General features: G+C 60.1%; 17 protein-coding genes, 1 pseudogene and 1 riboswitch. Of the genes and pseudogenes, 6 read left to right on the top strand and 12 right to left on the bottom strand.

Annotated elements, in window-relative coordinates; genetic code table 11:
• Positions 1 to 19 precede the first annotated feature (19 nt).
• Entirely contained in the window at positions 20 to 919 is a 900-nt protein-coding gene (locus tag LGL98_RS08035) for a LysR family transcriptional regulator (protein ID WP_100697937.1), read from the top strand.
• On the opposite strand, the gene LGL98_RS08040 is transcribed toward LGL98_RS08035, so the two are convergent.
• Positions 909 to 2,252, bottom strand: coding sequence for an NCS2 family permease (locus LGL98_RS08040; RefSeq protein ID WP_136034762.1), 1,344 nt, complete (start codon positions 2,250 to 2,252; stop codon positions 909 to 911). The two genes, LGL98_RS08035 and LGL98_RS08040, sit on opposite strands and share 11 nt — an antisense overlap.
• A gap of 2 nt (positions 2,253 to 2,254) precedes the next feature.
• The gene (locus LGL98_RS08045) at positions 2,255 to 4,066 is read right to left on the bottom strand and encodes an adenine deaminase (protein WP_136034764.1); all 1,812 of its coding nucleotides are present in this window, start codon (positions 4,064 to 4,066) and stop codon (positions 2,255 to 2,257) included.
• 120 nt (positions 4,067 to 4,186) lie between these two features.
• Between LGL98_RS08045 and LGL98_RS08050 the strand changes: the two genes are divergently transcribed.
• Positions 4,187 to 5,101 carry a LysR family transcriptional regulator gene (locus LGL98_RS08050; RefSeq protein ID WP_060415742.1) on the top strand — a complete coding sequence of 305 codons (915 nt, stop codon included), beginning with the start codon at positions 4,187 to 4,189 and terminating at the stop codon, positions 5,099 to 5,101.
• On the opposite strand, the gene LGL98_RS08055 is transcribed toward LGL98_RS08050, so the two are convergent.
• Positions 5,098 to 5,520, bottom strand: a complete 423-nt coding sequence (locus LGL98_RS08055) for a universal stress protein (RefSeq protein WP_060415741.1) — start codon at positions 5,518 to 5,520, stop codon at positions 5,098 to 5,100. The genes LGL98_RS08050 and LGL98_RS08055 overlap by 4 nt on opposite strands.
• Before the next feature lie 184 nt (positions 5,521 to 5,704).
• Positions 5,705 to 5,802: riboswitch (TPP riboswitch) on the top strand.
• 34 nt (positions 5,803 to 5,836) lie between these two features.
• Between LGL98_RS08055 and thiM the strand changes: the two genes are divergently transcribed.
• The 3 genes from thiM to LGL98_RS08070 are packed head-to-tail and all read left to right on the top strand — an operon-like array spanning position 5,837 to position 8,196.
• The gene (thiM, locus tag LGL98_RS08060; RefSeq protein ID WP_114692625.1) at positions 5,837 to 6,610 is read left to right on the top strand and encodes a hydroxyethylthiazole kinase; all 774 of its coding nucleotides are present in this window, start codon (positions 5,837 to 5,839) and stop codon (positions 6,608 to 6,610) included.
• Positions 6,607 to 7,407, top strand: coding sequence for a bifunctional hydroxymethylpyrimidine kinase/phosphomethylpyrimidine kinase (thiD, locus tag LGL98_RS08065; protein WP_136034766.1), 801 nt, complete (start codon positions 6,607 to 6,609; stop codon positions 7,405 to 7,407). The genes thiM and thiD overlap by 4 nt, the downstream gene beginning before the upstream one ends.
• Before the next feature lie 42 nt (positions 7,408 to 7,449).
• Entirely contained in the window at positions 7,450 to 8,196 is a 747-nt protein-coding gene (locus LGL98_RS08070; RefSeq protein ID WP_060415738.1) for a GntR family transcriptional regulator, read from the top strand.
• Here the strand turns inward: LGL98_RS08070 and LGL98_RS08075 are convergent.
• From LGL98_RS08075 to LGL98_RS08085, 3 genes are read right to left on the bottom strand one after another with little or no spacing between them, the layout of a single operon-like run.
• Positions 8,170 to 9,135 (bottom strand): PfkB family carbohydrate kinase, encoded by a 966-nt coding sequence (locus LGL98_RS08075; RefSeq protein WP_136034768.1) that lies wholly within the window; start codon positions 9,133 to 9,135, stop codon positions 8,170 to 8,172. The genes LGL98_RS08070 and LGL98_RS08075 overlap by 27 nt on opposite strands.
• Complete coding sequence (locus tag LGL98_RS08080) at positions 9,132 to 10,136, bottom strand: ADP-ribosylglycohydrolase family protein (protein WP_060415736.1); 1,005 nt, start codon at positions 10,134 to 10,136, stop codon at positions 9,132 to 9,134. Before LGL98_RS08080 ends, LGL98_RS08075 begins: the two co-directional genes overlap by 4 nt.
• Positions 10,133 to 11,410 carry a nucleoside permease gene (locus LGL98_RS08085; protein ID WP_064175652.1) on the bottom strand — a complete coding sequence of 426 codons (1,278 nt, stop codon included), beginning with the start codon at positions 11,408 to 11,410 and terminating at the stop codon, positions 10,133 to 10,135. The genes LGL98_RS08080 and LGL98_RS08085 overlap by 4 nt, the downstream gene beginning before the upstream one ends.
• Positions 11,411 to 11,660: 250 nt before the next feature.
• On the opposite strand from LGL98_RS08085, the gene fbaB reads away from it, so the two are divergent.
• Positions 11,661 to 12,713, top strand: a complete 1,053-nt coding sequence (fbaB, locus tag LGL98_RS08090) for a class I fructose-bisphosphate aldolase (protein WP_025712743.1) — start codon at positions 11,661 to 11,663, stop codon at positions 12,711 to 12,713.
• A 60-nt stretch (positions 12,714 to 12,773) separates the two neighbouring features.
• On the opposite strand, the pseudogene LGL98_RS08095 reads toward fbaB, so the two are convergent.
• The 6 genes and pseudogenes from LGL98_RS08095 to LGL98_RS08120 all read right to left on the bottom strand — a co-directional run.
• Positions 12,774 to 13,127 (bottom strand): annotated as a pseudogene (locus tag LGL98_RS08095) (cytochrome C biogenesis protein CcdA); the annotation flags it as partial.
• 224 nt (positions 13,128 to 13,351) lie between these two features.
• The gene (gene yegS / locus LGL98_RS08100; protein WP_072269283.1) at positions 13,352 to 14,248 is read right to left on the bottom strand and encodes a lipid kinase YegS; all 897 of its coding nucleotides are present in this window, start codon (positions 14,246 to 14,248) and stop codon (positions 13,352 to 13,354) included.
• Between the two features lie 242 nt (positions 14,249 to 14,490).
• A complete protein-coding gene (gene trhP / locus LGL98_RS08105) occupies positions 14,491 to 15,852 on the bottom strand; it encodes a prephenate-dependent tRNA uridine(34) hydroxylase TrhP (RefSeq protein WP_136034770.1) in 1,362 nt (453 codons plus the stop codon).
• 318 nt (positions 15,853 to 16,170) lie between these two features.
• A complete protein-coding gene (baeR, locus tag LGL98_RS08110) occupies positions 16,171 to 16,893 on the bottom strand; it encodes an envelope stress response regulator BaeR (protein WP_060415731.1) in 723 nt (240 codons plus the stop codon).
• A complete protein-coding gene (gene baeS / locus LGL98_RS08115) occupies positions 16,890 to 18,392 on the bottom strand; it encodes an envelope stress sensor histidine kinase BaeS (protein WP_136034772.1) in 1,503 nt (500 codons plus the stop codon). Before baeS ends, baeR begins: the two co-directional genes overlap by 4 nt.
• Positions 18,389 to 19,804: an MFS transporter gene (locus LGL98_RS08120; protein WP_060415729.1), complete on the bottom strand. Its 1,416-nt coding sequence runs from the start codon at positions 19,802 to 19,804 to the stop codon at positions 18,389 to 18,391. The genes baeS and LGL98_RS08120 overlap by 4 nt, the downstream gene beginning before the upstream one ends.

A 19,804-nucleotide genomic window follows, 5' to 3' on the forward strand; every position in this document is an offset into this window, starting at 1 on the left:
GAAGCAGGGGAGAATCGGCATGTTCAGGCTGGAAGATCTGACCTTATTTGTCCGCGCCGCAGCGCTGGGCAGTTTTAGCGACGCCGCGCGCGAGTCCGGGCAGCAGCCGGCGCAGGTGAGCGCGGCGATTAAACGTCTGGAGACGATCCTCAATATTCGCTTATTTGCCCGTTCTACCCGCAGCCTGCGCCTGACGCCGGAGGGGGAGACGTGGCTGCCCTATGCCACCCAGATGCTCGATACCCTCGAGGCCGGTCTGCAGAAGATCCAGACCCCGGACGATGAAATTCGCGGTATGTTGCAGATTGCCGTGCCGTCGGACCTCGGGCGTAACCTGCTCCTGACCCTGTTTCGTGATTTCCGCCAACGCCACCCGGCGCTGCGTCTGCGGCTGCTCTTTTCCGACCAGCTGACCGACGTGTTTAAAGATCCGGTGGACGTCGCGTTTCGCTATGGCAATAACGACGATGCCTCGTTTATCTCGCTGCCGGTGGCGCCGGAAAATCGTCGGGTGCTGGTGGCCTCGCCTGAGTGGATCGCCCGTCACGGCGAGCCGCAGACCCTCGAGGAGCTCAGCCAGCACAATGCGTTGATCTATATTTTGCGCGGCCGTCCGTTCGACCGCTGGTCGCTGAGCCTCGACGGCGTGGTTCAGCAGCAGAAGGTTTCCGGCACGGTGATGAGCGACGACGCCGAGGTGATCCGTCGGCTGGCGGTGGCCGGGGAGGGCATAGCCTATAAATCGATGCTCGACGTCAGCGACGATCTGCGGGCGGGGCGCCTGCGGCGCCTGCTGCCGCGTTATCAGGGGGATGTGGTGCCGTTGAATCTGATTTGTCCGCACCGCAAACAGCTCTCTGCCGCGGTGCGTTTGTTATATGAAGAGGTGAAATCACATTGTGAAGGGCTTAATGCCTGACTAAGGTCGCGAAGTAATACACCAGCGGGACGGCCAGCACCCACAGGCCAATCGGGATTTCCCGCCACTTGCCGGCGATGGCCTTGATCACAATGTAAAACAGCAGCCCGCCGGCAATCCCGGTACCGAAGCTGTTGGCGATAAGGGTGATCATCACCATCATCAGCACCGGCAGCCCGTCGGTGAAGTTGCCAAGATCCACTTTGCGCAGGCCGCTGAACATGTTGAGGCCAATCAGGATCAGCGCCGGGGCGGTGGCTTCTTTCGGGATCATCAACGCCACCGGCGTGAACAGCAGCATCAGCAGGAACATTACCGCCGCCGACAGGGCGGTGAGGCCGGTTTTGCCCCCCGCTTCCGCTGCCGCCGAAGACTCAATCAGCGCCGTCGCCGCCGGGATGCCCACCCACGGGCCGAGCGCCGCGGCAATCGAATCGACCATAAACGGGCGATTAATCTGCGGCATGTTGCCTTCTTCATCCAGCAGACCCGCCTCGCCGCCCACCGCCAGCGTCGTCCCCATGGTGGAGAAAAACTCAGAGGCGAAAAAGACGAACAGGAACGGCAGGAAGGCGATGTTTAACGCTCCCAGCAGGTCAACCTGTCCCAGCACCGGCGCCAGCGAGTGGGGGGCATCGATAAAATGCGTCGGCAGTTTAGTCACGCCGAACGGGATCCCCACCAGGGTAGCGCACAGAATGGCCCACAAAATGGCGCCCGGTACCTTACGCGCCTGTAGGGCTATCGCCAGGAACAGGCCGCACAGCGCCACCAGCGCGCCGGGGGCGAGAAAGTCGCCGAGCATCAGCGCGTTGGTTTTCGCATTCGCCAACACCAGCCCGGCATTGCGAAAGCCGAGGACGGCGACAAACAGGCCGATGGAGGCCGTCAACCCCAACTTGATCGACTGCGGCACCGAGCGGGTGACCACTTCGCGCAGGCCAAAGCGGGTCAGCAGGAAGAAGAGGATCCCCGACCAGCAGGCAATCCCGAGGCCAGTCTGCCAGCCAATCCCTTCGCTACCGGCCAGCGTCACCCCCACCAGCACCGAGCCGCCTATCCCCGGGCCGACGATAAACGGCAGGTTGGCATAAAACGCCATCAGCAGCGAGCCGACGACGAAGACCAGAATGGTGCCGGTGGTGGCGGCGCCTTTGTCCATCCCGCCGATCGCCAGCAGCCCCGGAATAACCACCAGTAAATAGGCGGCGGCGAGAAAGCCGGTGATCCCGGCCAGGCATTCGGTGCGTAGCGTGCCGCCGCGAGCGCGCAGCGCAAAGCGGCGCTCCAGCCAGTTAGCGTGGGCGGAAGAGTGAAATGTGTTATCGGCCATGCTCAGGCTCCCTGAGGATTATTGTTGTGATCGGTTGGCTCCGGGATCTCCCGGCAGGCTATCAACGGGTCGACAATCTGGCGGCTGCCGCCGTCGGTCAGACCCAAATCGGTTAAATGCGGCCCGGCGTTACAGGCAAGGCAGGTGCCTTCAATGGCCTTGAAGACCCGGTACGGCGGCTCCCAGTCGGCGACTTGGCTGCTCAGATCGCGCAGCTCGCGGAACTGACGCGCCAGCTCGGCGGCCGGAAGATCCGACAGCATGCCGGCAATCGGCATCGCCACATGGGCGAGGATCTCGCCCTGTTGCGCCAGCGCCATCCCGCCGCCGGAGGCGATAAGCTGGTTTGCCGCCAGCGCCATATCTTCAGCATCGCGCCCGAGCACTACCAGATTGTGCGAGTCGTGGGAGTAGCTGGTGGCGATGGCGCCACGCAGCTCGCCCCAGCCTTCGAGCAGGGCGATTTGCGGCGTCGCCTGGTGGCGGCCATGGCGGTGCTTAACCCAGATCAGGCTGAAGCCGGCGGGCAGCTGGACTTTCCCGTCACGAACCTGTACTTCCACTTCGCCCCACTGGGTGAAGCGCGCGCCGCGGATATGGCGCAGGCGGGCGACGCCGTGGCGAATGCCCTGGACGCGCAGAACAAAGTCATCGGCGCGGAGGGGGTCGATCTGCAAAGTATCGCGCGGCGGCGTGACGCCCGTGGCGGGCGCGATCGGTGTCAGCAGGTTGCCCGCGCGGGCCAGCAGTTTACCGCCTACGTAGACTTCGCGGGCCACCAGTTTCTCCAGGGAATCAAACACCACCAGATCGGCGCGCCGCCCGGCGGCAATCAGCCCGAGATCGTGGCGCTGCAGACGAATAGCGGCGTTGAGGGTGGCGAATCGCAGCGCATCGACCGCCGGTAAACCGTGCTCGATCAGCAGATTTAGCAGGGCGATGATGCCGCCTTTCTCCAGCAGCATATCCGGCGGCACGTCATCGGTGCAGACGGTGATTTGCGAGGAGAGGTGCGGCAGCGTTTTCAACGCCGCGACGATATCCGGCAGCAGATAGGGGTGCGAGCCGCGGATCTCGATTGTCAGCCCGGCGCGCAGTTTTTCCAGCGCATCGTCCGCCGAGGTCAGTTCATGATCGGAAGTAACGCCGGCGGCGAGGTAGGCCTGCAGGTCAGCGCCGCTCAGGCCGCGGGCGTGGCCTTCAATCAGTTTGCCGCTGTTAAGACCAGCCTGGACAATCTCCTGCATCCGCTCGCTACCGTGCAGCACGCCGTGCATATCCATCACCTCCGCCACGCCGCGCACTTCTGGCCAGCCGAGCATGGTCTCCATTTCCGCGCCGGCGAAATCGGCGCCGGACATTTCGAGACCCGGCGTAGAGGGGACGCTCGACGGCGCGGCGACCATCACCTGCAGCGGCAGATGGCGACTGGCGTCAACCGCGTAGCGCACGCCAGCGACGCCGAGGACGTTGGCCAGCTCATGCGGATCCCAGAACACCGCGGTGGTGCCCTGGGCGAGGACGATTTCCGCGTAGCGCTCCGGCGGCAGGTGCGAGCTTTCGAGATGCACGTGGGTGTCCATCAGACCGGGCGACAGGTAGCCACCGGCCAGGGAACACACTTCATGGGCGTCTTCGCGACTGCCGCGCGGGTGGACGCTGGCGATCATCTCGCCGACGATACCGACGTCAGCGGGGCGAATTTCGCCCGTGGCCATATCGACGATCTGCGCATCGACCAGCAGCAGATCAAACGGGGATTCACCACGCGCGGCCTGCACGGCGCGACGGCGGACTTGAGCATTGCTGGACATAATCACTCCGGCACAAGGATAATGCGGATACTCTAGGGGCACAGCAAACGTTTGCCCAGATGAATAAATTTATCGCCCGATAAGCTCGGGTTATTGTGCAGAACCACCGTAGCGAACCCGATGATGAACGAACCCTGGCAGCGTCTGCCCGCGCTCTCTCTTAAACAGCTTCAGTATTTCGTCACCCTGGCCCAGCTGCGCCATTTTACCGATACCGCCAGTCGGCTGGCGATTAGTCAGCCGGCGCTGAGCAGCGCGCTGCGGCAGATTGAAACGGTACTCGGCGGCAAGCTGGTCAACCGCACCGCTTCGGCGGTTACCCTGACTGAACTGGGGGCGGCGATTCTACCCCATGCCCAGCGGATCCTCAGCGTGGCGCAGGCGGCCTTTTTCGATATGCAGCAGATCGTCGAGGCAGGCGGCGACGGGACGGTACGCATCGGTCTGGTGCCGTCGGTCAGTTCGCTGCTGTTTCCGCTGTTGCCGCAGACTTTGGCCCAGGCCTTTCCGCGTCTGCGCATTGAATTTCACGATCAGACCAACGATGCGCTTATCCAGGCGCTGCTGCGCGGCGAGATTGATTTTGGTATTGGGGCGATCGACAGCTCACTGCCTGCTGAACTGCTGGTCTATCCGCTGCGCGAAGATCCCTTCGTGGCGGTGCTGCACCGTGACGATCCGCTGGCCGCGCAGGCGCACTTGCCGTGGAAACAGCTGGTGGGGCGGGATATTGCCGTGTTCTCGAAAGGTAATATTCAGCGGCTGGTGGCGGCATTAGTCGAGAGCCACCGCCTGACGCTGACCACGCGCTATCAGGTCGACTATATCGAAACCCTGTATGGCCTGGTGCGCTCGCGCTTAGCGGTGGCGATTCTGCCGGCGCTGTACACCACCCATCTGCAGGACCCGGCGCTCAAGGTCGCCCAGCTGCAGCAGCCGGCGCTCACCCGCACAGTGGCCCTGATGCGCGGCCCGCAGGCGCTGCCCCCGCTTATCGAAGCCTGTTTTTCCCTGCTGCAGGCCGAATTGCGCTAGGGCAGGTGCTTGATCAGCACGTCTACGGTTAAGTGATTGATGTACTCCAGAGAGTGTGAGGAAAGGACGCCCAGCAGCCGGTTATGGTGCCCGGCAATAATTAAATCGATCTGCCGCTGTCGAACGCAGGTTTCGACGTCTTCGAAGCGGCGGGTAGTCACCAGCGAGAGGGTATCCACCGGCAGGGAGACAGTGCAGGCCAGCTCGTTGAGCAGGGCCCTGGCCTGGATCACCTCCTGTGAAACCTGATCGTCGCGCAGGCTGTCGGAAACATAGTTCAGCGCCCGGTAGTCGGTGCTGATGTGGGCGATGGTGATGCGCATGCCGTTCTCTTCTGCCATTCTGGCGGCATGCTGGAGCAGCGGGACGCCGTCCTGGCTGCTGTTAATCAGTACCAGCGCATGGTGATAAACGGCCATGGCGTATATCCTCGGTAGGCTAAATAGCGCATGATGCCATTATTTTCCGCTCGCCAGCAGCGGAATGCAATCCCGTCCGGTCGCTTGATGAGCATGATGGCCGCGATGGTGTCGTTGCAGGGCTAAAGGCTTGTTGTATGAACCGGTGAGTTGCGGTAAATTCCACAACGCTTAACAATTTCACTATTTTGACTCGGGGTGCCCTTCTTCATTGAAGGCTGAGAAATACCCGTACCACCTGATCTGGATAATGCCAGCGTAGGGAAGTCAGAGACCGCAGGGTCATTGCTTCTACCTCGTCTGGCGGGAGCAAACTATGCCTGAGCTGTTGAATCCCGCGCCTGTCGCGCACCTGCGCCATCTGCTGCGCGCCCATTCCCCCCTTGTGCACTGCATGACCAATGACGTGGTGCAGACCTTTACCGCCAATGTTCTGCTGGCCGTTGGCGCCTCGCCGGCGATGGTCATCGATCCCCGCGAAGCGGCGCAGTTTGCCGCTATCGCCGATGCGCTGTTAATTAACGTCGGTACCCTGACTGAAGATCGTGCCGTGGCGATGCGCGCCGCGGTGGAGCACGCCCGTCAGGCCGGCAAGCCCTGGACGCTGGATCCGGTGGCGGTCGGCGCCCTGACCGTGCGCACGGCCTTTTGTCATGAGCTGCTGGCCCTCCAGCCGGCGGCCATTCGCGGCAATGCTTCTGAAATTCTGGCGCTGGCCGGGATGAGCGCCGGCGGGCGCGGGGTGGATACCACCGATACGGCCGCCGCGGCGCTGCCGGCGGCCCAGGCGCTGGCCCGCCAGTTGACCACCATTGTGGCGGTTACCGGCGAGGTGGATTACGTCACCGACGGCGAGCGGGTGCTCAGCGTGGCGGGGGGCAATCCGCTGATGACCCGGGTGGTGGGCACCGGCTGCGCGCTGTCGGCGGTGGTGGCGGCGAGCGCGGCGCTGCCGGGAGACCGGCTGGAAAACGTGGCCGCCGCCTGCGGGCTGATGAAGCAGGCCGGGGAGATCGCCGCCCGTCAGGGAGGCCCAGGCAGCTTTATTCCGGCGTTTCTCAACGCGCTGTATCAGGAGGTGCAGGAATGAAACGCATCAACGCCCTGACCATCGCCGGCACCGATCCCAGCGGTGGGGCCGGTATTCAGGCCGATCTGAAAACCTTCTCCGCGCTGGGGGCCTATGGCTGCTCGGTGATCACCGCCCTGGTGGCGCAGAATACCCGCGGCGTACAGTCGGTCTATCGCATCGAACCGGATTTTGTGGCGGCGCAGCTTGACTCGGTGTTCAGCGATGTGCGTATCGATACCACCAAAATCGGCATGCTGGCGGAGACCGATATTGTGGAAGCTGTGGCCGAGCGGCTGGCGCGCTACCGGGTGGCCAACGTGGTGCTGGATACCGTCATGCTGGCGAAAAGCGGCGATCCGCTGTTGTCGGCCTCGGCGGTGGAGACCCTGCGTCAACGATTGTTGCCGCAGGTGTCATTGATCACCCCGAACCTGCCGGAAGCGGCCGCGCTACTCGATGCCTCCCATGCGCGTAACGAACGGGAAATGCTGGAGCAGGGGCGGGCGCTGCTGGCGCTGGGCTGCGGCGCGGTATTGATGAAGGGCGGCCATCTCGACGATGCCGAAAGCCCGGACTGGCTCTTCACCCGTGAAGGGGAACAGCGGTTTACCACGCCGCGGGTACAGACTAAAAACACCCACGGCACCGGCTGCACGCTCTCCGCCGCGCTGGCGGCGCTGCGCCCGCGTCGCAGCAGCTGGGCGGAGACAGTGCAGGATGCCAAATTGTGGCTTTCCGCGGCGCTGGCTCAGGCGGATACGCTGGAAGTCGGAGAGGGATTTGGTCCGGTGCATCATTTCCACGCGTGGTGGTAATGCGTATACTGGCAGCAGAAACGGCGGCCAGGAAAAAGATAAATGGAACAAGCGCATACCCAGCTTATCGCGCAACTGATTGAGCGCATTTCTGCGGCAGATAACACGCCGCTGTATATGAAATTTGCGCAAACAGTGAAGAATGCTGTGCGCAGCGGGATTCTGGAGCATGGCAACATTCTGCCTGGCGAGCGCGATCTCAGCCAGTTGACCGGCGTTTCACGGATTACGGTCCGCAAAGCAATGCAGGCCCTCGAAGAAGAGGGGGTGGTGACGCGCGCCCGCGGATATGGAACGCAGATCAACAATATCTTCGAGTACTCGCTCAAAGAAGCGCATGGTTTTTCGCAGCAGGTGGTTTTGAGTGGGAAAAAACCGGATACGCTATGGGTCAATAAGCGTATGGTGCCTTGTCCGGAAGAGGTTGCGCAGCAACTGGCCATTGCGGTTGGCAGTGAGGTTTTTCTGCTTAAGCGCATTCGCTACGTCGATGAAGATGCGGTTTCTATTGAAGAATCATGGGTTCCTGCCCATCTCATTCATGATGTGGATACTATCGGTGTTTCGCTGTATGACTATTTCCGTAGCCAGCATATTTTCCCCCAGCGCACGCGCTCACGGGTGAGCGCCCGAATGCCAGACGCGGAGTTTCAGGCACACATTCAAATGGACGCCAAAGTGCCGGTACTGGTGATCAAGCAGGTAGCGCTTGATCAGCAGCAACGGCCCATTGAGTACAGCATCAGCTATTGTCGAAGCGATCTATATGTCTTTGTGTGCGAGGAGTAACGCCTCACGCGATGGGGCGCAATCACCGCCACGGTGTCCCACAACCCAGGACGCGACCGCGTTGCCCAGCAGTACCGCATCCGCCAGCGGCCAGCCAGACGCCAGCCCTGCCAGCATACCGCCGGCGTGGCTGTCGCCCGCACCAATGGTATCCACCACCGTGGTGGTAAAAGCAGGTATGCAGCCGCAAGTCCCGGCGTCGAAATACCATGCGCCGTCTTTATCATGGCGGACCACCACCGGCGTGGCGAAACGTTCAACCCATTCGGCGCCAAAATCTTTCACATCGCGGCGTAATGCAAACCGCGTGGCGGCAATGTCCGCTTCCTGGCGATTGAGTGACACCAGAGGATGGCAGGCCAGTATGCGGGCCATTAAGTGGTCGGGAATATCGTCGATGCGTGGACCAAAATCGATAAACGGCGTCACGTTTTCCAGACTTTCCAGCCACCGCACCAGCAACTCGCCGCACGGGGCGGCTAACTGATAGCCTGAAAGATAAACCAGGCTGTGGGGCGGGATGTTCAGCTGAGCCAGCCAGTCGGCATTCCACTGATTCTCGACACCGCTAAAGGACATAAAGGTACGTTCACCATCCGGCTCCACCAGCGCCAGACACCAGCCGTTATCTCCTTCGGCGTTGTCGATCAGGCTGTGTAATCCTTCTTTCGCCATCCGGTTGCGAATGATGTCGGCCCAAACGCCCTGACCCAGGGGGAGCGCATTGCTGGCGTCGATACCTAAGCGCTTAAGCGCGACGGCAATATTGAGTGCGCATCCGCCTACGTTCACACCTTGTTGCTTCAGTTCAATGTCGCATCCGCGCCAGGGGAGGGCATACGCCTCGGCAATGACATCAATCACCGCCGCGCCCACCACCGTGACTGGCCGCTGTGTGCATAACTGCGGAAGCAGTGCTTGCAGACGCGTGGTGTTCATCGCGCCTCCCGCTGCTCGCGCAGCCGCATGAGATCGCGGGCATAGCGGGTAAAGTCCAGCTGATTCACCTCGTCCAGTTCATGCTTCAGCAGAGGGTCAATCGCATTTACGCCGTGCAACGCGCCACAAATGGCGGTCGCCATCGCGCCGATGGTGTCGGTGTCGCCACCGAGGTTCGCACAAAGAATGGCGCAGCGGTTAGGGTCGGTTTGCGCCAGTTCAACCATTGCGATGGCGCAGGGCACGGATTCAATGGTACTGGTTCCGGCGCCGACGATCTGATACAACTGCTCGCTGGCGGACTCAGTGCCGTCGGCGTGACGGACGATCTTCAGGGCCAGCTCAAGGCGTGCCGAGAGGGAAGCACTAAATGTGGTGATCCTTTTTTGCTGGGCATGCCGCGCAATGGCTGGCAACGCGTCGACTATATCCGCCCATTTTCCACCGTCGATGGCGCGCGATACGGCCCATGCGACAACGACTGCACCGGCGATGGCCAGATCCGATTTATGCGTCGGGCTGGAGGCTAATGCCACATGATCAATAAAGGCCTCAGGGTTACGGGCGGGCAGCAGGCACCCCAGCGGTGAAACACGCATCGCCGCTCCGTTGGTTACGCCGTTATTTTCCAGTGCGGCGACAGGCATACCGTCGCGAATCGCTTTTAACGCGATTTTTGAGGTCGGGCCGAGTATGTTTTTGTTGAAGGCATCAAACCGTTCGGCCCAGGCCAGAATATGGCGGCCAATCACGTCGGGGACAATTTCTCCGTCACACTCCAGCAGGGCATCAGCCAGACACAGCGCCATGGACGTGTCATCGGTGAACTCCGCCTGGTTAAAATAGCAAGCGGCGTTATTTTCCGCAGGCCCAGGTAAAAAGCGGTCTATCCAGCCGAAGTGGGCTTTCACCCGGCTTCTTGGCCACAGTTCCGACGGCATGCCCATCGCATCCCCTAACGCCTGCCCATAAAGAGCACCGAGAATACGTTCTGCTTTCATTTTATTTCCCCTTGTTTCAACGCGACATCGCGATCGTCCACGCTAATGGCGGTAATTTCTTTATCTGATTCGCGAAAGAAAATCATAAACAGCACGGCAATGACGGCAATCATAAGCGCGCCAAACCCCCACATGCCGGCCCAGTTAAAGGTGAGACCATTGACCGGCGTCTGATACGCAAACATTTTTTCCATCATCACACCGCCCAGACGATAGCCCAGGAGGCTGCCGAATCCCTGACAACAAAGGGTAATGAGCCCTTGTGCCGCAGTGCGCATGTGTACCGGCGCTTTTTTATCGACATAAATGTAGGCCGTGACGTAGTAGAAGTCGTAACTGACGCCGTGCAGCAAAATGCCGAGAAACAGGAGGGCGTAAGTGAAATATTCTTCCGCACCGCCGTAAACGAAAAATCCGTAACGGATCGCGGCAGTAATAAGACCAAGTAACAATACCTTTTTAATGCCAAAGCGTTTTGTGAAGAACGGCAGGGCCAGCATAAAGAAAATTTCAGAGAACTGACCCAGCGTCATCCAGCCGGTGGCGTTTTTCATCCCGACTTCGGTCAGGTAGCCGTTGGCGAAGATGTAATAAAACGCCAGCGGCATGGCAAACAGGAACGAGCAAACGAAAAAGACGAGGAAGTTTTTGTCCCGTAGCAGGATCAGTGCATCCAGACCCAGCATGACTTTGACATCCATTTTCCCGGTACTTTTCGGCGGCGTATCCGGCAAAAAGCACGCAAAGACGCCCAACAGCACGGAGCTACCGGCCGTGATAAGCAGGGGAATATTGGTGGGTGAGATGTCCTGGTAACCGATCATTTGCGGTAAGAAACCGCAGGCTAAACCGGACGCAATCCAGCCAATGGTCCCCATCACCCGGATACGTGGGAAATCACGTTCGACGTCCGGTACGTTGGCAAAAGCAATACTGTTGGTTAGCGCAATCGTCGGCATATAGGTCAACGAATATGCCAGCAGCAGAGGGAAGAATCCGCTGAAGGTCGTTTGCTGTGCGGCAAAATACATCAAAATAGCGCCGACAAACATCAACACGGCGAGGACTTTTTGCGCGGAAAAAAAGCGGTCAGTGATAGAGCCGACCAGAATTGGCGACAGGATAGCGGCAATGGCAGTACAGGCGTAGGACCAGCCGATTTCCCCGGCGCTAAAGCCGCTTTTGTTCAGCCATAGCCAAAGCGGCACAAACCAGGCGCCCCAGATAAACCACTCTACGAACATCATGAACGACAGCTTAACGGTAGTTTTCATCTTTAAATCCTTCATGACAGGTAAGGTACGTAGTGATAGTACCATTCGATAATACCTTTTAAATACCTTTGGGGCTAAAACTTGACCGCTATAACACTATTTTTTCCTGAATCGTTCCAGCCAAAATCGCTGAAAAGTGCGCTAAAAATGGAAAAAATGCACAGTCGGTACCAGGCTTATTGCTGACCGCAAAAGCGGGTCAGGACAATCCACATTCCGATGCTAAAGCGGAATTTACGGGAGCATAGCTATGACTGATATTGCGCAGTTGCTTGGCAAAGATGCCGACAGCCTTTTACAGCACCGTTGTATAACCATTCCTGCCGACCAGCTGTATCTGCCGGGCGCAGATTATGTTGATCGGGTAATGGTGGATAACAACCGACCACCGGCGGTGCTGCGGAATATGCAGACCCTGTACAATACTGGACGCCTGGGGGGAACCGGCTACCTTTCCATTCTGCCGGTCGACCAGGGCGTAGAGCACTCGGCGGGCGCCTCCTTTGCCGCCAACCCGCTGTACTTTGATCCGAAAAATATCGTCGAGCTGGCGATCGAAGCCGGCTGTAACTGCGTGGCGTCGACCTACGGCGTGCTGGCCTCGGTGTCGCGCCGCTACGCGCATCGCATCCCTTTCCTGGTGAAGCTCAACCATAACGAAACGCTGAGCTACCCCACTGAATACGACCAGACCCTCTACGCCAGCGTTGAGCAGGCGTTCAATATGGGGGCGGTGGCCGTGGGAGCGACGATCTATTTCGGCTCGGAACAATCGCGTCGTCAGATAGAAGAGATTTCCGCCGCCTTTGAGCGGGCGCATGAGCTGGGCCTGGTCACCGTGCTGTGGGCCTATCTGCGCAATTCGGCGTTCAAGAAAGACGGCGTCGACTACCATGTGTCCGCGGATCTGACCGGTCAGGCCAACCACCTGGCGGCCACCATTGGCGCCGATATCGTTAAGCAAAAAATGGCGGAGAATAACGGCGGCTACAAAGCGGTTAACTTCGGCTATACCGACGATCGGGTGTACAGCAAACTGACCAGCGATAACCCCATCGATCTCGTGCGCTACCAGCTGGCCAACTGCTATATGGGCCGCGCCGGGCTGATTAACTCTGGCGGCGCGGCGGGCGGAGAGACCGACCTTACCGACGCGGTGCGCACCGCGGTGATCAATAAACGCGCTGGCGGTATGGGGCTGATCCTTGGCCGGAAGGCGTTTAAGAAATCGATGGCCGACGGCGTGAAGCTGATCAATGCCGTGCAGGACGTCTACCTTGACGGGAAAGTCACTATCGCCTAAGGCGAAAATCCGGGCGTCACCGCCCGGATTGCTCGTTATTCATACCAGATATCGGGTTTATCAAGACTTTGCCGCGTTGGCGGTAAATGGTTTCGCATTCTGATCGCTGGTTAAGCCTGGCTGTTCAACGCAAATTAACGGGCACAGGGATAAGGCCAGAATATATAAGGCGGTATAGGCAATCACCCCCCCGATGGTGCTGAAATAGGGCAGCAGTACCACGGCGATCGCTGGCGCCAGAAAGTTAGACAGCCCGGCTGACAGGTTATAGACCGAAATCGCCGCGCCTTTATGGTTCGGCTCCAGCGCCGGGAACACGGCGGCCAACGGCACGAAGGCGGCAACAAAGATCCCAAGGGCGATGGCGGGGAGCCTCTCCATCGCAAAGCTGTGGCCAACGTGTTGAGGGATGTAGCTGGTCGGTTAATCTCTTCTCTGCGCTCACCCCCCCTTTATTGCCTTAATCCGCGGGAAGTGGGCAGGGGGGGCCAAACCGGTTTTTTGCCGGGTGGCGGCTGCCGCCTGACCCGGCCTACATTGACTCCTCGGCTGGCGCGGCGCTTATCCGGACGACATGAGATCTGCGGACCGTAGGCCCGGCCAGCGCAGTGCCGCCGGGCGATGGGCTTCTGTCCGCCTCAGCGCAACAGCGGGCAGTCGGGCGGCAGCCGGCAGCGCAGGGCTGCCGGTAACAGCTCCATGCGGAAGGTTTTGCCGCTGAGCGGCTCGCCGTCGAGATTAAACGTCATCTCATGGGGGGCGGTGATCTCAAACCATGAGGAGACACCGTCAACAATATTCGGCGAGTTTTCCGGATTCGCCAGAGTGCTGAACAGGGCAGGGATCAGCTCTTCGCCGGTGAAAATACGCAGATGCAGCAGACCATCATTGATCAATGCCTCCGGACACAGCTGCTGGCCGCCGCCCGCCTGGCGGCCGTTGCCGATGCCAATGACCAGCGCATCGCCCTGCCAGTGGAAGTTCTCCCCGCGGATCTCGCAGCGGTCCGGCTTCAGGGTATCCATGCGCATCAGGCCGTGGATTAAATACGAGACACCGCCGAGCGCAGCTTTGAGTTTTTCCGGCGTTTCGGTGGTGATCCGGGTGCCGAACCCGCCGGTCGCCATATTAATAAAGCCGGTTTTATCATTCACGCGGGCGATATCTATCGGCACATCGCGGCCGATGATCGCCAGCTTGAGGGCGCTGGCCAGATCCTGCGGAATACCGACGCTGGTGGCGAAGTCGTTAGCCGTGCCCAGCGGTAAAATCCCCAGCGCCATCTTGCTGTCGCGCTCCACCAGTGCGGTCGCCACTTCATTAATGGTGCCATCGCCGCCGCCGGCGATCACCGTTTCAACGTTCAACTGCAGGGCTTCATCGATAAACCGAGCGGCATCGCCCTTTTCCCAGGTGACGCGGACGTAAATATCAATCCCTTCATCGCGTAACAGGTTAACCGCTTCACGTAGCTGCGGTTCATTGGCACCTTTGCCGTTAAGGATCAGTAAGCTGGCAGGAAACGTAGACATCATCAAGGGAACCTTTATTGCTCAATGTTGCATAAAGTGTACCGCATGACGAAAGCCAGGGCTGGAAGAGAGGCAAAAAAATAAGCCCGCGTAAGGGAGATTACGCAGGCTAAGGAGGTGGTTCCTGGTACAACTAGCATTTATGGGTTATGTTTTTCAGCGAAATGGATGATACCTGTTTCGATCGAAACGGTATGTGATCCGATTCTAATATCCTTACATCGTGAAAAAATAACGCAAATTAACTAGTTACCGTGCGGGTTTCTGGTTGTCTGACCAGTAAAGTTGCGCATCAGCAGCGCATACTGCAGGGGCAGATCGTCCGGTACAGGCAACCATACGGTATAGCCATCGCCCGGCGCTACCGGCATGGCTTCGCCTTTGCCATTCTCCAGATGCTCAAGGGTGAAGTTGACGTTACCCTGCGGGGTCATCAGCTCGAGGCTGTCGCCGACGCTGAACTTATTTTTGACCGCCACGGCCGCCAGCGGGCCGTTACGCTCCCCGGTGAATTCACCGACAAACTGCTGGCGCTCGGAGACGGAATAGCCGTACTCGTAGTTCTGGTAATCGTCATGGGTATGGCGGCGCAGGAAGCCTTCGGTGTATCCGCGGTGGGCCAGCCCTTCCAGGGTTTCCAGCAGGCTGGTATCGAACGGTTTGCCGGCGGCGGCATCGTCGATCGCCTTGCGATAAACCTGAGCGGTGCGCGCGCAGTAGTAGAAGGATTTGGTGCGGCCTTCGATCTTCAGCGAGTGAACGCCCATCTGGGTCAGACGCTCAACGTGGGCGATAGCCCGCAGATCTTTCGAGTTCATGATGTAGGTGCCGTGTTCGTCCTCAAAGGCGGTCATGTACTCGCCCGGACGTTTGGCTTCCTCAATCATAAAGACTTTATCGGTCGGCGCGCCGATGCCGAGGGTTGGCTCCACGGTCTGCACCGGGATCGGCTCGTATTTATGAACGATGTTGCCGACGTCGTCCTCTTTGCCTTCCGCCACGTTGTATTCCCAGCGGCAGGCGTTTGTGCAGGTCCCCTGGTTCGGATCGCGCTTGTTGATATACCCGGAGAGCAGACAGCGGCCAGAGTAGGCCATGCACAGCGCGCCGTGGACGAAAATCTCAATCTCCATTTCCGGCACCTGGCGACGGATCTCTTCGATTTCATCCAGCGACAGTTCACGGGAGAGGATCACGCGGGTCAGCCCCATCTGCTGCCAGAATTTAACCGTCGCCCAGTTGACGGCGTTGGCCTGCACCGAAAGATGGATCGGCATATCCGGAAAGTTTTCCCGCACCAACATGATTAAACCTGGATCGGACATGATCAGCGCGTCCGGACCCATCTCCACCACCGGCTTCAGATCGCGAATAAACGTTTTCAGCTTGGCGTTATGCGGGGCAATATTGACCACCACATAGAATTTTTTACCCAGCGCGTGGGCTTCATTGATACCGAGCTGCAGATTTTCGTGATTGAATTCGTTGTTACGCACGCGCAGCGAGTAGCGCGGCTGGCCGGCATAAACGGCATCGGCGCCATAGGCGAAAGCGTAACGCATATTTTTCAGCGTTCCCGCCGGGGAGAGGAGTTCAGGTTTAAACATGGTGTTCTCGTTCTGATGACAGGTCAGATTCGCCGCACCCGGTGCGACGAGTTGGGGAGTGTCCCCACATTAAGGGCGGGCATTGTAGCGCCGCGGCGAAGGGGAGTAAATATCAGAGGGGTATCTTTCAGTATGGCTAATTTGTTTGCCATTTTGAACCTGGGCAGTGCTCACACTGACAGCACTCATAACGCCTGGTGGGATAGGCGCTACGGAGTTCCCCGGGTTGCGGCGTAAATGCCTTACCCGGGCTACGGTGTGCAGTTGGTGGTGAACGTGTAGCCCGGCTAAGCGCAGCGCGAGCCGGGTAAAGGCTAACTATGCCAGTCGGCAGGCGTCCGCTTCCCAGCGGTAGCCAACCCCGTACACGGCGCGGATAAACGACTGTTCGGCGTCCAGCGCCTCCAGCTTGCGCCGCAGATTTTTGATGTGGCTGTCGATGGTGCGGTCGGTGACTACCCGATAATCGTCATACAGATGGTTGAGTAGCTGTTCGCGGGAAAAGACCTTGCCCGGCTCCTGGGACAGGGTTTTCAGCAGCCGGAACTCGGCGGGGGTGAGGTCCAGCAGCTTGTCGCGCCACGAGGCCTGAAAACGGCTTTCGTCGACAATCAGCGGGCTCTGGGCATCCAGCGCCTGCAGATCGCGCTGCGGCTTGCAGCGACGGAGGATAGTTTTCACCCGGGCGACCACTTCCCGCGGGCTGTAGGGCTTGCAGATATAGTCGTCGGCGCCTATTTCCAGCCCCAGCAGACGGTCGATCTCTTCGATTTTCGCCGTCACCATCACCACCGGAACATCGGAGAAGCGGCGAATTTCCCGGCACAGCGTCAGACCGTCGGTGCCGGGCAGCATTAGATCCAGCAGGATCAGGTGCGGCGGCGTCTGGCGGACGTAGGGCAGGACCTGGTCGCCGTGGTTAATCAGCGTAGGCGCATAGCCGGCGGCGTGCAGATAATCAATCAGCAGCTGGCCGAGCTTCGGTTCATCTTCCACGATAAGAATGCGTGGGGTGTTTTCATCTACAGGCAATTCAGTCATACGTCTCTCGGTAAATCATGTTCCAGAGGTAACTCAACTTTAATGCTAACCCCGCCAAAAGGCGAATGGTCGGCACGCAGGGTGCCGCCGTGGGCCGCGACAATATTGAGGCAAATCGCCAGTCCGAGGCCGGAGCCGCCGCTGGCGCGGTTGCGCGATCCTTCCGCCCGGTAAAAGCGCTCGCACAGGCGGGCCAGCTGCTCATCGCTGACCCCGGGGGCGCTGTCGGCAAAGTCAATCACCAGCATCCGGCCGCTGCGGTGGGCGGTGATCTGCAGGCTGCCGCCGCTGTCGGTATAGCGCAGGCTGTTCTCCAGCAAATTGTTAAAGAGCTGCATCAGGCGGTCGCGGTCGCCGAAAATCATCGCCTGCTCGGGGAGCGACACCTGAATGCTCAGTTGCCGGCTGGCGAAGCGCTCGCGAAAAGCGCCCGCGGCGACCTCCAGCAGGGTGATGATATCCAGCGAGGTTTTCTGGTAGGCCAGCGCCCCCTCGTCGGACATCGACAGCTGATGGAGGTCGTCCACCAGCTTGGTGAGGGTAGCCACCTCGGCCTGCAGGGAGGGGATGGACTCGGGGGTGAAGCGCCGGACCCCGTCCTGAATCGCCTCCAGCTCACCGCGCAGCACCGCCAGCGGGGTGCGTAGCTCGTGGGAGATATCGGCCATCAGGTCACGACGCATCTGCTGGTTGCGCTCCAGCGTGCTGGCGAGCTGGTTAAAATCCTGCGCCAGGCGGCCAAGCTCGTCGCCGCCGGTCACCGTCACCCGGGTGGAAAAGTCGCCCGCCGCCAGCTTATGGGTGCCTTCCACCAGCCGCTTCACCGGCGCCAGAAGGCCGCGGGCCAGAGGGAAAGTGGCCAGCGCGGCAAGCAGGGTGGCAAGGGCGACAATCAGCCAGCTGGTGCGCTTCTGCTGCCGGTCGAAGTTAATATCGGTATTGCGCGTCAGCCGCTCTACCGGCGAGGCGATCACTTTGCCTACCTCCACGCCGTTGACCACAATGCTGCGCTGGGTGCCGTCCTCCGGCATGCGTTCACGCGGCCCCACCAGCACGCGGCCCGACTGATCGACCACCCAGAACATAGTGCGCCAGCCGTGGGGCGGCATTTCCGGCCTCGGCGGCGGGGTGTCGCTGGGGCCGTCGGGCGGCCCATCCGGCGGCGGCCCATCCGGCCCCTGCGCCTCCATCGGACCCGGCTTCATGCCGTGTCCCGGCGGCGAACGGTCGTCATTATCCCGTTCGAAAGTGCGCAGCAGCTGAAAGATAAAGCGGTCATTGTTGCGCAGAAACGCCCAACTGCCGTGCTGGGCGTACTGCTCGCTTAGCGCGTCCCCGAGCATGGTTAACCGCTGTTCGTTGCCGCGCTTGATGTAATCGATAAATCCGCGTTCGAAACTAATGCGCACCGCCCAGTGCATGCTGATCAGCAGCACGATGCAGGTGGCGAAAATAGCGAGGAACAGCTTACCGGTAATGCCCGGGCGCCAAAATTTCACGATCCACTCCTGTTGCGTCGACGGATGACGGTATTGCTGCCGACGTCATCCGGTACCCGGGAAAAAATGAGTGCCGGCAGGGCGATGATCGCCGCCATGCTCAGATAGGTGTAGAGAAAGACCTGATGGGTGCTGGCGGCGTCGAGGCTCATATGCTGCTGGCCATACAGCCCCAGCAGCAGCCCGGCGATGGTCACGCCGATACTCATCGACAGCTGCATCACCATCGACAACAGGCTGTTGCCGCTACTGGCCAGATCGTCCGGGAGATCTTTCAGCGTCAGGGTATTCATCGACGAGAAGCGGCTGGCGTTGATCATCCCCTGCAGAAACAGAACCAGCGGCAGCGCGTAATACCAGCCGGCCAGGGCGCTAAACATAAACAGCAGGCTGATAGCGGCCAGGCCCAGGGTGCTGGCGACCAGTACGCGGCGGTAGCCAAAGCGGTTAACTACCTGAACTACGATCCGCTTCATACCCATGCTGCCGAGTACCATCGGGATCATCATCAGCCCGGCGTGAAAGGGGGAGAAGCCGAGGCCGATTTGCAGAAACACCGGCGTCATAAACGGCAGCATACCGCTGCCGATCCGTCCGGCGAAGCTGCCGCCGAGGCCAAGGGAGAAGGTGCGGTTGCGAAACAGGTTAAGGCTGAACAACGCCCGGGCGTTCCCGCGGGCGTGCCACAGGTAGAGCAGCAGAGCGCTGAGGCCGACGGCCACCAGCCCTGCCAGCCAGGGTGACGATATACCGAGCCCTTTCTGGCCGTCGAGCGCCAGGGTCAGGGTCGCCATTCCGGCGGCCAGCAGCAGAAAGCCGGAGAGATCGAAGCGTCGGGTCTGCATGGTGTAGTTGGGCATCAGGCAGAGAGTGGCGATCGCGCCGACGATCCCCACCGGGATATTGATGAGGAAGATCCAGTGCCAGGAGGCGTACTCTACCAGCACCCCGCCCAGCGCCGGACCGAGCAGCGGGCCGACCTGGCCCGGCAGGGTGACGAAGGTCATTGCCGCCATGTACTGATCGCGCGGGACGATCTTCATCACCGTCAGGCGACCCACCGGCACCATCATCGCGCCGCCGACGCCCTGCAGCACCCGCGCCATCACCAGCTGGTCAAGGGTGCTGGCCTGGGCGCAAAACAGCGACCCGGCGGTAAACAGCACGATGGCGGTGAAGAAGATATTGCGCACCCCAACCCGGTCGGCCAGCCAGCCGCTGGCCGGCAGCATCACCGCCACCGTTAACACATAGGAGACGATAATCATATGCATATGCAGCGGGCTCTCCCCGAGGCTTTTGGCCATCGAGGGGAGGGCGGTGTTAACGATGGTGGTGTCCAGCGACTGCATAAAGAAGCCGAACGCCACTATCCATAGCTGCCAGCGCACGCTGGCCGGGAGGTCTGTCAT

The sequence above is a fragment of the Klebsiella africana genome (assembly GCF_020526085.1).
In the GTDB taxonomy this organism is placed as follows: Bacteria; Pseudomonadota; Gammaproteobacteria; order Enterobacterales; family Enterobacteriaceae; genus Klebsiella; species Klebsiella africana.

Bases quoted from the DNA above. Each gene is read 5' to 3' on its own strand.
- thiD (WP_136034766.1), top strand. From the start codon at position 6,607: ATGAAACGCATCAACGCCCTGACCATCGCCGGCACCGATCCCAGCGGT.
- LGL98_RS08050 (WP_060415742.1), top strand. From the start codon at position 4,187: ATGATGAACGAACCCTGGCAGCGTCTGCCCGCGCTCTCTCTTAAACAG.
- fbaB (WP_025712743.1), top strand. From the start codon at position 11,661: ATGACTGATATTGCGCAGTTGCTTGGCAAAGATGCCGACAGCCTTTTA.
- LGL98_RS08080 (WP_060415736.1), bottom strand. From the start codon at position 10,136: ATGAAAGCAGAACGTATTCTCGGTGCTCTTTATGGGCAGGCGTTAGGG.
- LGL98_RS08055 (WP_060415741.1), bottom strand. From the start codon at position 5,520: ATGGCCGTTTATCACCATGCGCTGGTACTGATTAACAGCAGCCAGGAC.
- baeR (WP_060415731.1), bottom strand. From the start codon at position 16,893: ATGACTGAATTGCCTGTAGATGAAAACACCCCACGCATTCTTATCGTG.
- yegS (WP_072269283.1), bottom strand. From the start codon at position 14,248: ATGATGTCTACGTTTCCTGCCAGCTTACTGATCCTTAACGGCAAAGGT.
- LGL98_RS08035 (WP_100697937.1), top strand. From the start codon at position 20: ATGTTCAGGCTGGAAGATCTGACCTTATTTGTCCGCGCCGCAGCGCTG.
- LGL98_RS08085 (WP_064175652.1), bottom strand. From the start codon at position 11,410: ATGAAAACTACCGTTAAGCTGTCGTTCATGATGTTCGTAGAGTGGTTT.
- LGL98_RS08040 (WP_136034762.1), bottom strand. From the start codon at position 2,252: ATGGCCGATAACACATTTCACTCTTCCGCCCACGCTAACTGGCTGGAG.
- thiM (WP_114692625.1), top strand. From the start codon at position 5,837: ATGCCTGAGCTGTTGAATCCCGCGCCTGTCGCGCACCTGCGCCATCTG.
- LGL98_RS08045 (WP_136034764.1), bottom strand. From the start codon at position 4,066: ATGTCCAGCAATGCTCAAGTCCGCCGTCGCGCCGTGCAGGCCGCGCGT.
- LGL98_RS08070 (WP_060415738.1), top strand. From the start codon at position 7,450: ATGGAACAAGCGCATACCCAGCTTATCGCGCAACTGATTGAGCGCATT.
- LGL98_RS08075 (WP_136034768.1), bottom strand. From the start codon at position 9,135: ATGAACACCACGCGTCTGCAAGCACTGCTTCCGCAGTTATGCACACAG.
- trhP (WP_136034770.1), bottom strand. From the start codon at position 15,852: ATGTTTAAACCTGAACTCCTCTCCCCGGCGGGAACGCTGAAAAATATG.
- LGL98_RS08120 (WP_060415729.1), bottom strand. From the start codon at position 19,804: ATGACAGACCTCCCGGCCAGCGTGCGCTGGCAGCTATGGATAGTGGCG.